The sequence below is a fragment of the Actinokineospora iranica genome (assembly GCF_900101685.1).
Taxonomy (GTDB): Bacteria; Actinomycetota; Actinomycetes; order Mycobacteriales; family Pseudonocardiaceae; genus Actinokineospora; species Actinokineospora iranica.
The window spans coordinates 199622-213034 of sequence record NZ_FMZZ01000007.1; the positions used below are offsets into that span (position 1 = coordinate 199622).

General features: G+C 71.2%; 10 protein-coding genes. 8 read left to right on the top strand and 2 right to left on the bottom strand.

What is annotated here, in order from left to right; translation table 11 throughout:
- Window position 1: 1 nt before the first annotated feature.
- From BLS56_RS16395 to BLS56_RS16405, 3 genes are all read left to right on the top strand, one after another.
- A complete protein-coding gene (locus BLS56_RS16395; protein WP_228771685.1) occupies window positions 2–2134 on the top strand; it encodes an EAL domain-containing protein in 2133 nt (710 codons plus the stop codon).
- A gap of 147 nt (window positions 2135–2281) precedes the next feature.
- The gene (locus BLS56_RS16400; protein WP_175482869.1) at window positions 2282–2875 is read left to right on the top strand and encodes a class I SAM-dependent methyltransferase; all 594 of its coding nucleotides are present in this window, start codon (window positions 2282–2284) and stop codon (window positions 2873–2875) included.
- A gap of 10 nt (window positions 2876–2885) precedes the next feature.
- Window positions 2886–4862, top strand: coding sequence for a carbamoyltransferase family protein (locus BLS56_RS16405; RefSeq protein WP_091451342.1), 1977 nt, complete (start codon window positions 2886–2888; stop codon window positions 4860–4862).
- Here the strand turns inward: BLS56_RS16405 and BLS56_RS16410 are convergent.
- Entirely contained in the window at window positions 4837–5007 is a 171-nt protein-coding gene (locus BLS56_RS16410; RefSeq protein ID WP_091451345.1) for a winged helix-turn-helix transcriptional regulator, read from the bottom strand. The genes BLS56_RS16405 and BLS56_RS16410 overlap by 26 nt on opposite strands.
- A 154-nt stretch (window positions 5008–5161) precedes the next feature.
- Here BLS56_RS16410 and BLS56_RS16415 point away from each other — a divergent pair, with 154 nt between their 5' ends.
- From BLS56_RS16415 to BLS56_RS16430, 4 genes are all read left to right on the top strand, one after another.
- Window positions 5162–6010, top strand: coding sequence for an aminoglycoside adenylyltransferase domain-containing protein (locus tag BLS56_RS16415; RefSeq protein WP_091451347.1), 849 nt, complete (start codon window positions 5162–5164; stop codon window positions 6008–6010).
- Window positions 6011–6211: 201 nt separating this feature from the next.
- Window positions 6212–6580, top strand: coding sequence for a histone-like nucleoid-structuring protein Lsr2 (locus BLS56_RS16420; protein ID WP_091451350.1), 369 nt, complete (start codon window positions 6212–6214; stop codon window positions 6578–6580).
- 107 nt (window positions 6581–6687) lie between these two features.
- A complete protein-coding gene (gene htpG, locus BLS56_RS16425) occupies window positions 6688–8568 on the top strand; it encodes a molecular chaperone HtpG (RefSeq protein ID WP_175482870.1) in 1881 nt (626 codons plus the stop codon).
- A gap of 205 nt (window positions 8569–8773) precedes the next feature.
- Window positions 8774–9985 (top strand): alpha/beta hydrolase, encoded by a 1212-nt coding sequence (locus BLS56_RS16430; protein WP_228771686.1) that lies wholly within the window; start codon window positions 8774–8776, stop codon window positions 9983–9985.
- A gap of 105 nt (window positions 9986–10090) precedes the next feature.
- Here BLS56_RS16430 and BLS56_RS16435 read toward each other — a convergent pair whose 3' ends face one another.
- Window positions 10091–10432: a hypothetical protein gene (locus tag BLS56_RS16435; RefSeq protein WP_091451357.1), complete on the bottom strand. Its 342-nt coding sequence runs from the start codon at window positions 10430–10432 to the stop codon at window positions 10091–10093.
- Between the two features lie 237 nt (window positions 10433–10669).
- On the opposite strand from BLS56_RS16435, the gene BLS56_RS16440 reads away from it, so the two are divergent.
- Window positions 10670–13411 (top strand): AfsR/SARP family transcriptional regulator, encoded by a 2742-nt coding sequence (locus BLS56_RS16440; protein WP_175482872.1) that lies wholly within the window; start codon window positions 10670–10672, stop codon window positions 13409–13411.
- Window positions 13412–13413: the final 2 nt, after the last annotated feature.

Below are 13413 nucleotides of genomic sequence, written 5' to 3' on the forward strand. Positions count from 1 at the left end.
CATGCCGGACATGCCGGAACTGACCAACAGAGAGCCCGACGGGACACCCGAGCGGCCGGACCCGGACCGGGCGCGGGCGGCGCTCGCCCGGAAGTGGGCCTATCTGCTCAGCGGAGTCGTCGTCCTCCCGCTGACCTCCCACGACCTCGGCCAGGAGTTGCGCGGCCTGCTGGACGCCCTGTGCGCCGCGCTGCTCGCCGAGCCGCCGACCCGCGCCGCGGAAGAGGTGGGCGAACGGCTGGCCGCGCTGGGATACCTCGGCGAGGCGGGCCTGCGCTGCACGACCGAGGTCCTGGGCAAGGGACTGCTCGCGCTGCCGGAGTTCCAGCCCGTCGAGCGGTTCGCCGCCCGCGTCCTGGTCGGGATGGGCGCGCTGACGACCGGCTACCTGGCCGCCGACCGGCGCGCGCTGCTGGCGCAGCAGGAGCACATGCACCTCACGTTGCTCAAAGCGGTCCGGGACGCCAAGTGGCACCTCAAGGAGAGCGAGGCGCGCTTCGCGGAGGTCTCGACGCTCTCCGCGAACGGCATCATGATCGTCGGCTTGGACGGGCGGCTGATCCAGGCCAACGCCGCGATCGGCGAGATCCTGGACTACTCGCCCGCCGAGCTGACCGGGACCTCGCTGTACGACCTGGTGCACCCGGATTCCGCGGCGTCGCTGCGGGAAGGCGTGCTGGCCCTGCTGGACGGGAAGCGCGACCGGATCAGGCAGTCGCAGAGCCTGCTGCGCAAGGACGGCGAGGTCGCCCGGATCTCGCTGACCGCGTCGGTGCTGCCCGGCGCCGACAACCGGCCCAGTCACCTCGTCGCGGTGGTCGAGGACGGCACAGAGCTGATGCTGCTGCAAGGCGAGTTGCGGCGGCAGGCGCTGCACGACGTGCTGACCGGCCTGCCGAACCGCCAGTTCTTCGGCACCCACCTGGAAAGCGTGCTGCGCCGCGTCGACCCGGCCTACGGCATCACCCTGTTCCAGTTGGACATCGACGCGTTCGGCCTGGTGTGCCACAGCCTCGGCAGGCGCGCGGGCGAACGGCTGCTGGTCCATGTGGCACAGCAGTTGCGGGCCGTGCTGGCCGACGAGACGGCCATGGTCGCCCGCTTCGACGGCGACGAGTTCGGCGTCGTGCTGGAGAACTCGGCCACCACCCCGGCCGTGGAGACCATCGTCGCCGCGATCAACCGCGAGCTCGCCGGACCGTTCTATGTGGACGGTGTCGGCCTGAGCGCGGTGGCCAGCGTCGGCGTGGTGCACCGGCCATCGGGCGATCTCGACCCGGCGGAGTTGCTGCGCGCGGCGGACGCGGCGCTGCGCAGGGCCAAGAATGGGCGTCGCGGCCAGTGGGAGCTGTTCCACCCCGACCAGGACGCGCGGGACCGGCGCGCCGCCGCGCTCGCCGTCGGTATGCCCGGGGCGTTCGAGCAGGGCGAGATCAGCGTGCGCTACCGCCCGGTGGTCCACCTGGCCGACGGAACCGTCGCGGGGGTGGAAGCGCTGTTGCGGTGGGACCGCCCGGACGCGGACCCGGTGCCGCACGACGCCTGCCTCGACCTCGCCGAGCGCACCGGCCTGACGCTGCCGCTGGGCGAGTGGCTGCTGCGGGTGGCGGGCGGCCAGGTCCAGTGGTGGCGCCAGCGCGGGTTCGACGTCCCGCTGGCCGTGGGCATCACCGCCTACCAGGCGGCGGACGCGGACCTGGTCTCCCGGGTCGTCCGTGTCCTGGGCGACACGGGCCTGCTGCCGAACCAGGTGGTGCTGGGTGTCCCCGTCCGCGCGCTCGCGGTCCCCGAAGCGGCCGAGAACCTCACGGTGCTGCACGACATGGGCATCGGCACCGCCTTGGACGACTTCGACTTCGGCCCCGACGCCATGGCCGCCGTCGAAGACCTCCCGGTCTGCTGCGTCCGGGTGGCCAGCCGAGTCGTGCGCCGCCAGGCGACCACCGGCGGGGCGGTGGTCGGCGCCCTGCTGCCCATCGTCCTCGGCGCGGGCGCGACCGTCATCGTGGACGGCGTCGCCACCGACACCGAAGCCGCCTGGTGGCGCGCCGCGGGCGCCAGCACCGCAACCGGTGAGCACTTCGGCAGCGCCTGCCCACCCGGCGACATTCTCGCCCGGTTCGCGTCCGACTGACCGTAGCGCCCGAATTCGTTTGGCGTAGAACGGTTCGCCGACCGTCACCACCGGAAACCATTGGCACGCCCCCAAAGGCGGATACCCGCACCGGGTCGCCTCCGGTAGCGTCGCGGGGAATCAGCCTGCGACCTGAAGGGGCACGGCGTGGTGTTTCTCCTTGAGTTCCTTCGCAATCCGCGGCGCACGGGCGCGCTCGTGCCCAGTTCCCCCTGGTCTGTCCGGTCGCTGCTCGACGAGGCCGATGTGGCTGGGGCGCGCACCGTGGTCGAGCTGGGGGCGGGAACCGGGGCGATCACCGACGCGCTGCTGCGCCGGGTGGTCCCGGACGGGCGGTTGCTGGCCATGGAGGTGAACCCGGTGTTCGCCGCCCGGCTGCGCAGGCGGTTCGACGCGGGACGGGTGGAGGTGGTGTGCGGGTCGGCGGCGCGGTTGGGGCCCGCGCTCGCCGAACGCGGGCTCAGCGCGGTGGACCGGGTGGTCAGCGCGCTGCCGTGGACGACGATGCCCGACCGGCAGCAGGAGGAGATCCTGGACGCGGTCACCGCGGCGCTGGCCGAGGACGGCCGGTTCAGCACGCTGATGTGCAGGCACCGGCTCGCTTCCCCTGGCGCGCGCCGGTTTCTGCGGCTGCTGAACAGCCGGTTCGGCCAGGTGCGGCGCGGATCGACGGTGTGGGCGGAGTTTCCGCCGATGTTCGCCTACCACTGCGCGGCCCCCGCCCGAGACCGCCAAGGGTGACGGGCCGCACATGCTGGTGCTGGGAGTCAACTGCTGCCTGTCGCCCGCCTCGGCCGATTTCATGGCGCAGCGGTGGGAGTTGCACTTCCACGACGCCGCGGCGGTGCTGCTCCGCGACGGCGCGGTGGCCGCCGGGATCGAGCAGGAGCGGCTGAACCGGGTCAAGCACACCACCGCGTTCGCCGGGGAGGCGATGCGGGCGTGCCTGGACACCGCGGGCGCGACGATGGCCGACGTCGACCGGATCGCGTTCTTCTTCGGGGAGGAGTACACCGACCGGGAGCTGTTCGAGCACTACGCGACCCATCCCGCGCTGCCCCTGAAGTGGAGCCGCGAACTGATCGCCAGCCGGGTCCGCGAGCACTTCGACCTCGACCTGCCCGACTCGGTGTTCGAGTTCGTCGGGCACCACACCGCGCACGCCTACTCCGCCTTTCCGCAGTCGGGCTACGACGACGCGCTCGTGGTGGTCATGGACGGGGCGGGCGAGGACAACGCGATCTCGGTCTACGACGGGCACGACCGCGGCATGGAACTGCTGAGCGAGCACGAGGTGAGCCGCTCGCTGGGCATGTTGTACCTCGCCGGAACCCGGTTGCTCGGCTACGGGCTCGGCGACGAGTACAAGGTCATGGGCCTGGCCCCGCACGGCGACCCGTCGACCTACCGGCCGGTGTTCGGCTCGCTCTACGAACTGCGCGCCGACGGTGACTTCCACCTCGACCACGCCACCGTGGCGCCCGCCTTCGCCGCGGCCGGGTTCCGGCCCCGCCGCAGGGGCGAGGCGTTCGACCAGCGCCACCGGGACTTCGCGGCGGGACTCCAGGAGGCGGTGGAGACCATCGGCTGGCACGTCATCGGGCACTGGCGGCGCGCCACCGGCCACCGGCGGCTGGCCCTGGCTGGCGGCGTGGCGCAGAACTGCACCTTCAACGGCAGGCTGCTGCGCAGCGGCGCCTTCGACGACGTCTTCGTGCACCCGGCCGCGCACGACGCGGGCGCCGCGCTGGGCGCGGCCATGAAAGTGCACGCCGATACTTCAGGCGCCTTTCCGCGCGCCCGGGTCCGGCAGGTGTTCTGGGGGCCGCCCCTGCCGCGGGCCGACGAGCTTGCCGACCTGCTCGGCCGGTACCGGCGGTTTCTCACCGTGACCCGGTCGGACCAGGTGGAGCGGGACGCGGCGGCGCTGGTGGCCGAGGGCAAGGTCATCGGCTGGGTGCAGGGCCGCTCGGAGTTCGGCCCGCGCGCCCTGGGCAACCGCAGCATCCTCGCCGACCCCCGCCCCGCGGCCAACCGGGACCGGGTGAACCGGATGATCAAGCAGCGGGAGAGCTACCGCCCGTTCGCGCCGTCGGTGCAGGCGGAGAGCCTGCGGGACTACTTCGAGTTCCCGGCCGGGGCCGCGACGCCGGACTTCATGGTCTTCACGGTGCCCGTGCGCCCGGACAAGCGCGCCGTGCTCGGCGCGGTGACCCACGTCGACGGCAGCGCCCGGGTGCACGCCGTCGACCGCCGCGTCAACGAGCGGTACTGGCTGCTGCTGGAGGAGTTCGAGCGGCGCACCGGGGTGCCGGTCCTGCTCAACACCTCGTTCAACAACCACGCCGAGCCCATTGTCGACTCGGTCGAGGACGCGGTGCAGTGCTACCTGACCACTGGACTGGACCACCTCGTCGTCGGCGACCTCGTCGTGTCCAAACTCGACTGGACCGACGACGACCTGTGCGACCTCGCGCCCGCCCTCGTCCCATCGGCCCGGCTGCGCACGGTGTGGGAGCCCGACACGGGTCCCAGCCACGCCATCGCCTTCGTCCACCACAACGGGGGACAGCGCGCCATCGACGCGGCGACGCACCAGGCACTGAGCCAGGCCGACGGGGTCCGCTCGCTGCGGCGGTGCGGGATCGCCGCCGGGTCCGCGGCACTCGACCAGATCCGCGGCCTCTGGAGCGACCGGTACGTCACCCTGCGCCCGACAGCCCCATGAGGCGCCGACCAGGACCCCACCGGTCCAGGTCTTGGACCAGGGTCTTGAGGCTCTTGCCCACCGGGGTGAGGGCGTAGTCAGTGTGCGGCAGGGCCACGGCGTGGACAGTGCGCCAGACCCGGCCGTCGCGTTCGAGTTCGCGCAATGCGACCGCGGCGTCCTAACGGCTGTCGGCCGCGCCGCGGTAGCCCTTTTCGCCATCGCCATCCTCACCGGGTTCCCGCCGGGGAAGAAAAACCCGCCGATTCACCACCCGCCGTCACCGACGTCCTGACCCGCGGCCCTGGCAGAATGGGCGAATGGTTCCCGCCGCCGTCGCCCAGGCCGTCGACCGCTACCTGGCCGTGGCGGACCGACTGCTCCCGGGACGGATTACCGGCTTCCACCTGGTCGGCTCGGTCGCGCTCGGCGCGTGGCGGCCCGCCAGCAGCGACATCGATTTCGTCGCGGTGACCCGAGACGCCCTCGGTACCGGCGAATCGCGCCGCCTGCGCCTGCTGCACCCGATCGGGAACTGGACCGCGGTCAGCCGCGCTGTGGCGCGTCGCACACCCGCCATTCCGGGCACGGTGAACGGTGTTTTCGTGGCGGCGGGGGATCTCGCCACGCCGGTGACCAGGATTCGGCCGGTGGCCGCGCACACCGGTAGGAGATTTCACCTCGGTCGGGCCTTCGATGTGAACCCGGTCGTCTGGCGGATACTTCTGGACCGCGGGATCACCGTGCGCGGCCGTGTCCCAGGTGAACTCGGACTGGACCCGGAGCCCGCGGTGCTGTCCAGATGGAACATGGACAATCTCAACGGATACTGGCGCTCCTGGGCGGGCCGGGCGCGGGCCAGGAAGCGCCAGCCGATCGCGCGCCGCCGGTCGGTTGACGACGCCGTGTCCTGGGGCGTTCTCGGCTCGTCCCGGCTGCACCGCACTATTGCCACCGGTGAGATAGTCTCGAAAGAGGACGCGGGCGAATACGCTCTTGACGTCTTCGCCTCTCGCTGGCGGCCGCTGATCCGCGCGGCCCTCGCCTATCGGCGCGGTGAGCCCGCTCCCACGAGCCCCGGGCAGGCGCTATCGGACCCGGTCAGCCGACTTCGCCTGACCGGTGAGTTCGTCGAGGAGGTAATAGCCGACGCCAGTCGCCTAGGCTAGTTCACCCGACCGGTGGGACCCGGATCGGAGAACCGGTGAGATCGGGCACGTGTGCCGTGCGCTGTACCGACCGTCGGCGTTAACGACCCGAATATCCTTCAGCGCGAAGACCGGTTGTTCCTATAAGGACTATCGGGTAATGTCCGCGCTATCGCCGAGTAGCGGAATCGTCGGCGACACCACTCGAGGCAGTGAGGGAACATGGCGCAGCGAACCATCGTCGAACTTGTCGACGACCTGGACGGCACTATCGGCGACGACATCAGCACGATCAGCTTCGGCCTCGACGGCGCGCAGTATGAGATCGACCTCACCGAGGCGAACGCCGAACGGCTGCGCGAGATCCTGGACGAGTTCGCCTCGGCCGCGCGGCGTATCGGCGGTCGGGCGAAACGCGCGTCGGTGAAGTCCGCGGGCACTTCGGACGCCCGCAACAAGGAACAGACCAAGGCCATTCGGGACTGGGCGCGGCAGAACGACTACGACATCTCCGGCCGCGGCCGCATCCCGTCCTCGGTCATCGAGGCATTCGAGCAGGCGCACCAGCCCAAGCCCAAGAAGGGCAAATAAGCACCGGACACGAGCGCTTCCGACAGCCAGGGCGAGGCGGACCTATCCCGACCAGGGAGGTTCGTTAAGATGCGAAGGCTGTCGGAAGGCTTGATGAAAGGGTGCACGTGACCGCGAGAGTCGAAACGCTCGAGTTCCAGTCCGAAGCGCGGCAGCTGCTGCAGCTGATGATCCACTCGATCTACTCGAACAAGGACACGTTCCTGCGCGAGCTGGTGTCCAACGCCTCCGACGCGTTGGACAAGTTGCGGTTGGAGGCGTTCCGGGACAAGGAGTTGCGGGTCGACACCGACGACCTGCACATCGCGATCGAGTCGGACCCGGAGAACCGCACGCTCACCGTGCGGGACAACGGCATCGGAATGACCCGGGACGAGGTGGTCGCGCTGATCGGCACGATCGCCAAGTCCGGCACCGCCGAGTTCCTGCGCAAACTCAAGGAGTCGCAGGACGCCGCGGGCTCGCAGGACCTGATCGGCCAGTTCGGCGTCGGCTTCTACGCCAGCTTCATGGTCGCCGACCGGGTGACCCTGGTGACCCGCCGCGCGGGCGCGGACGAAGGCGTGCGCTGGGAGTCCGAGGGCGCGGGCACCTACACGATCGAGCCAGCCCCGGACGCCCCCCAGGGCACCTCGGTCACGCTGCACCTCAAGCCGGAGAACGCCGAGGAGCAGCTGCACGACTACGCTTCCCGGGCGAAAATCGTGGAAATCGTCCGCCGGTATTCGGACTTCATCACCTGGCCGATCCGGGTCCCCGCCGCGGACGGCGGCGAGCCGGAGACGGTCAACTCCCGCAAAGCCCTGTGGGCGCGGTCGCAGAGCGAGGTGACCGAGGAGGAGTACACCGAGTTCTACAAGCACGTCAGCCACGACTGGACCGCCCCGCTGGAGACGATCCGGATCGCGGCCGAGGGCACCTTCGAGTACCAGGCGCTGCTGTTCATCCCGGAGCGGGCGCCGCTGGACCTGTTCATGCGCGAGCGCAAGCGCGGCGTGCAGCTCTACGTCAAGCGCGTCTTCATCATGGACGACTGCGAAGAGCTGATGCCCGAGTACCTGCGCTTCGTCAAGGGCGTTGTCGACGCGCAGGACCTCTCGCTCAACGTCTCCCGCGAGATCCTGCAGCGCGACCGGCAGATTCAGCTCATGCGCAGGCGCCTGGTCAAGAAGGTGCTCTCCACGGTCAAGTCGATGATGGCCGACAAGGCCGAGGCCTACGAGACCTTCTGGCGCGAGTTCGGGCGCGCGGTGAAGGAAGGCCTGCTCGACGACTTCGAGAACCGCGACGCCATCCTGGAAATCTGCTCCTTCCCGTCCACCCACGACGCCGAGCGCCAGACGACGCTGGCCCAGTACATGGAGCGGATGAAGGAGGGCCAGGAGCACATCTACTACATGACCGGCGACTCGCGGGTGGCGCTGGAGAACTCGCCGCACCTGGAGGCGTTCCAGAGCAAGGGCTACGAGGTTCTGCTGCTCACCGACCCGATCGATGAGATGTGGGTCGGCGCGGTCCCCGAGTTCGACGGCAAGCAGTTGCGCTCCATCGCCAAGGGCGAGGTCGACCTCGACACCGAGGAGGAGAAGGAGGCCGCCAAGCAGCGGGAGGACGAGTTCGCCGACCTGCTGGCCTGGCTGCGCACCGAGCTCGCCGAGACGGTGAAGGACGTCCGTCTTTCCGCCCGGCTGACCACCTCCCCGGCGTGCGTCGTCGGCGACACCTACGACCTGACCCCCAACCTGGAGAAGATGTACCGGGCGATGGGCCAGGAGATTCCCCGGATCAAGCGGGTCCTCGAACTCAACCCGACCCACCCGCTGGTCACCGCGCTGCGCGCCGCGCACGCCAAGGGGGAGGACAAGCAGGACCTGGCGAGCGCGGCCGAGCTGATCTACGGCATCGCCCTGCTCGCCGAGGGCGGCGAGCTGCCCGACCCGACCCGGTTCATCCGCCAGGTCACCGACCGGCTGGAGCGCACCCTGTAGTTCGCGCCCTGTGGTTCGCCGCCGGGCCGGTGCGGCGTCGAGCACCGGCCCGGCGGCGATCTGCTGTAAGGCAGGCGGGGGAGTGGTTGCGCACCCGCACTACCCCTGTGGTTAGACGTGAATCTCTATCCCCAGGTGGATGAACCCGGTGTGGTTCGCCACTACGTTCCAGTCGCACGCGATCGGAACGAGATTTGGGGGAGACATGAGTTTGTTGCGCGATGGGGGTTTTATCGCCAGAAGCAGGGTGCGCGCCGTGGCGGCCGCTGGGCTCGCGGCCGTGGCGCTCGCGGCGGCGGCCGCGACCCCGGCGGGAGCCGCCCCGCCGGTGGACGCGCCGAACAGCGGATTCGGGATCACCGTGACCGGGTGGCGGCAGGTGGGTGCTGAGCCCGCCACCGACGTGCGGCTCTACGAGGTCGCCCTCACGACCGAGGCGATCTACCGACCCGGCGTGAATCCCGCGCAGGGCGTGGTGCCGATCCGGACCCGAATCCTGTTACCGGCGAACTACGGGCTCGATCCCGCCCGCCGCCACGACGTGCTGTACCTGCTCCACGGCGGCGGCGGGGGAACCGACGACTGGGCCAAGCAGACCGGCGGCGACGCCATGGACATCGTGCGCGCCTCGTCGTTCGACGGCATCGTCGTCATGCCCGAGGGCGGCTACACCGGTTGGTACAGCGACTGGCACGGGTTCACCGACGGCCGGTTCCGGCCGGACTGGGAGACCTTCCACATCGAGCAGTTGATCCCCTGGGTGGACGCCAATTTCACCACCGACGCCAGTCGCGCCGGGCGGGGCATCGCCGGGGTCTCGATGGGTGGTTTCGGCGCCCTCAAATACGCGGGCAGGCACAGCGACCTGTTCTCCGTCGTCGGCAGCTTCTCCGGCGGCACCAACATCAACGACGGCTGGGCGCAGGACATCATCGCCAACTCCGGCTGGCAGACCGGCGCCGCCATCCGCGGTGTCAACCTCCTCGACGGGACCACGCGGGTCAACCTGTACCGGCCGAGCGGTGTCATCGAGCCCGACCAAGACCTCCAGCGGGCCTATCGCCTGCGCGCAATCCTCGGCCCGACCACCGACTGGCCCTTGTTCAACCCGCTTGATCTCGCCGCGACCGAGCTGTTCGACCCTTACGACGGCAAATTCGCCCTCTATTCCGGCGGAAACGCCGCGACCCCCGGCGGCGCCCCGTCCGGCGAACTCGACATGGGCACGTCGAACAACACATTTCACGCCACCCTGAACGCTCACGGCGTGACCCACCGTTATTGCACCGGTCCCGGCACCCACACCTGGGACTTCTTCCGCAACGACTTCAGAGACTTCCTGGAGTACGCCTACGGCACGCCGCCCGCGAACTGCACCGCCAACACCGGCTGGAGCAGCAGGCCGACCGTGCCCTGAGCCGACGGGAAAGCGGCGGCGCCGGACGCGTCCGGCGCCGCCACTCGGCCCCCCATGGCACACCAGACTGGCTGTGCGCGCCGAGTCCCGCTGTCGTGGTTTCGGTCAGGACGTGAACCAGTTGACGCACCGCAGGGCCACGTAACCGCCACCACTGGCCGTGACGCGGACCCACCACTCGCTGGACCCGCCGCACGCGGTGTACTTCCCGCCGTCGGTGGCCGTGCACGACGCGGACGAGCTTGCCCCGGCGTTGAGCTGTCCCTTGGCGGTGCTGCCCGTGCTCGCCGACGCGCGGATGATCACCGCCTGCTTCGCGACGACCCGGCAGGCCTGGGCGGTCTGGCCCGTCGATTCGGTGGCCGTCGCGGTCGCGGGCGCCAACGCGCCCATCGCGAGCGTGCCCGCCGCGACCGTTCCCATCACCAGCGCTGTGGCTTTCCTCATGGTTCCTCCCCAAAGTAATGGCTGTCCGTGCCCAAACGATCCCAGCGGCCGCGCGTGGTTTCCGCACAGATCACGCACAGAAGGCGCACGAGGTGACCCGTCCGGGGGTATGCCGCCTGCTCCGCCGTGCGCCACGATTGCCCTATTCCGGGCCGGTGCGCTCAACCGGTCCGGAATAAGGCCAAGGGGACTCCCGGGGGACACAGGTGGAGATCTTCTTCGTCAGGGGGACGTAAAGTGGAGTTCTCGCTTTTGGGCGCGGTCGAGGCCCGGCACGCGGGCGCGGCCGTGGACCTGGGCGGGCGACGCCAGCGCGCGCTGCTGGCGGCCCTGCTGCTGCGGGCCAATTCGTTCGCGGGCGTCGGCTATCTCGCCGAGTCGGTGTGGGAGACGCCGCCCGCCGCCCCGGAGTCCAACATCCGCACGTACGTGGCCGGACTGCGGCGCAGGTTCCGCGCGGTCGGGGCCGACGAGACCCGGTTGGCCACCAGGCCCGGCGGTTATCTGCTGACCGTCGAGCCCGGGGAATTGGACGTCGTGGAGTTCCGGGACCTGGCCGCAGAGGGCGAGCGGGCGCTGCGGGAGGGCGACTTCGCCTCGGCGATGGCCGAGCTTGGCCGCGCGCTGGACCTCTGGCGCGGCGAGCCGCTGGACGGGCTCGGCTACCGGGGGGCGCCGCTGGCGGCCGAGACGTCCCGGCTGAGCGACCTGCGGCTGGCCGTCGCCGAGCACCACGCGCGGGCCGCCATCGGTTTGGGCAGGGCGGACCTGGTGGTCGGCCCGCTGCGGTCGCTGCTCGCCGAGCACCCGTTCCGGGAAGAGCTGTGGGCGCAGGCGATCCTGGCGCTGCACCAGTGCGGCCGCCAGGCCGAGGCGCTGGACGCGTTCGCCACCGCGCGACGGCGGCTGGTCGACGAACTCGGCGTGGAGCCCGGCCCCCGGCTGCGGCGGCTGCACCAGCGTGTCCTGGCCGGGACGGCGGCTGCCGACGCCGAGCCCGACGAGTTCAGCGCCCACCGCCAGCTGCCGATGGACGTGGCCGAGTTCACCGGGCGGGCCGCCGAGCTGCGGCTGCTGCGCGCGCCCGCGCCCGACACGACAGCCGTCTACTCGATCGAGGGAATGGCGGGGGTCGGCAAGACCCGGCTCGCGGTGCACGCCGCCCACCGCCTCGCGGACGTCTACGACGACGTCCAGCTCTGGGTCGACCTTCGCGGTTTCGACCACGACCAGGAGCCGGTGGACCCGGCCGTCGCGCTGGAGGGGTTCCTCCGCGCGCTCGGCGTCCCCGGCCACCGGATTCCGGCCGAGCCGCAGGACCGCGCCGCGCTCTACCGGCACCGGCTCGCGGGCAGGCGCGCGCTGGTGCTGCTCGACAACGCCGCGAGCGCGGACCAGGTGCGGCCGCTGCTGCCGGGCACTCCGGGCAGCCTCGTGCTGATCACCAGCAGGCGCGGCCTCACCGACCTCGACGGCGCCGACACCGTGCTGCTGGACGTCCTCGCGCCGGACGAGGCGGTGGGTCTCATCGGGCGGGTGGCGGGCGCGCGGCGGGTCGCGGACGACCCGGCCGCGGCAGCCAGGATCGCCGAGCTGTGCGGGCACCTGCCGATCGCGGTCACCCTGGCCGCGCGGCGGTTGCAGGTCCGTCCGATGTGGACGGCGCGGAACCTGGCCGACCGGCTGGAGAGCGCGGACCAGCGGCTGGCCCGGCTGTCCAGCGGCAGCCGCGACCTGCACAGCGTGTTCGACCTGTCCTACCGGGCGCTGTCGCCGGAGCAGCGGCGGGTGTTCCGGCTGGTCGGCCTGCACCCGGGCGACGACTTCGCCGCTGACTCCGCCGCCGCCCTGGCGGACCTCCCCCTGGACCGGGTCGACGTGCTGCTCGAATCCCTGGTGGACGCGCACCTGCTGCAACAGGCGACCATCGGCCGCTACCACTTCCACGACCTCGTGCGCCCGTACGCCCGCTACCGGGCGCACGCCGACGAAAGCGGCGAGCAGCGCCGGGACGCGGTGTCCCGGCTGCTCACCTGGTACCTGCACGCGGCCGACTCGGCCCGGCGGACGCTCGCGCCGCACCACCGCCGGTCGTTCGAGATCGGCCGGTTCCGCGCGCGCTGCCCGGTGCCCGAGTTCCCCGGCTACCAGCGGGCGCTGGACTGGTGCGAAGCCGAATGCGCCAACCTGGAGGCGGTGGTGCGCGCCGCGGCGGACCTGCGCGCGGACGTCGCCTGGCGGCTTCCCTCGGTGCTGGTCACCTTCTACTACCTGCGCAGCCACTGGACGTCCTGGCTGGCCACCCACGACGTCGCGCTCGCCGCCGCCCGCGGCACCGGCGAGCGGCACGGCGAGGCCATCATCCTGCGCGGCCTCAGCGTCGCCTACAGCGACCTGCACCGATTCGACGAGGCCATCGCCTGCCACCACGCGGCGCAGGCGATCTTCCGCCAGGTCGGCGACCGGCACGGCCAGGCGTGGAACCTGAACAACTTGGGCGTGGTCCACGTCGACCTCGACCGGCTCGCCGACGCCGCCCGCTGCCTCACCGAGGCCCTGCCCCTGTTCCAGGAGATCGGCGACCGGCACGGCGAGGGCATCTGCCTCAACAACCTCGGAGATACCTACCGCCGCCTAGGACAGCCGACTCGGGCGATCGACTACCTCGAACGCGCGCTGAGCAGCCAGCACCGCACCGGCGACCAGGCGGGCCTGCGCTTCACCCTGACCAGCCTCGGTGACATCCACCGGGACACCGGCGCGCACGACCTGGCGATCCAGCGGTACTCGGAGGCCCTCGCCACCGCCCGCGCCCTCGGCGACCAGCGCATGATCGGCCGGACCCTGGTCAGCCTCGGGCACGTGCTCACCGAGGCAGGCAGGCCCGATGCCGCCGCGACCCACTGGCGCGACGCGCTGGCGATCTTCGAGGAACTCGGCGACCCCCAGGCCGAAGCCACCCGGACGCTGCTGAGCTGAGG

Coding starts and splice junctions, on each gene's coding strand:
- BLS56_RS16395 (WP_228771685.1), top strand. CDS start 2: ATGCCGGACATGCCGGAACTGACCAACAGAGAGCCCGACGGGACACCC.
- BLS56_RS16405 (WP_091451342.1), top strand. CDS start 2,886: ATGCTGGTGCTGGGAGTCAACTGCTGCCTGTCGCCCGCCTCGGCCGAT.
- BLS56_RS16415 (WP_091451347.1), top strand. CDS start 5,162: ATGGTTCCCGCCGCCGTCGCCCAGGCCGTCGACCGCTACCTGGCCGTG.
- BLS56_RS16420 (WP_091451350.1), top strand. CDS start 6,212: ATGGCGCAGCGAACCATCGTCGAACTTGTCGACGACCTGGACGGCACT.
- BLS56_RS16430 (WP_228771686.1), top strand. CDS start 8,774: ATGAGTTTGTTGCGCGATGGGGGTTTTATCGCCAGAAGCAGGGTGCGC.
- BLS56_RS16435 (WP_091451357.1), bottom strand. CDS start 10,432: ATGAGGAAAGCCACAGCGCTGGTGATGGGAACGGTCGCGGCGGGCACG.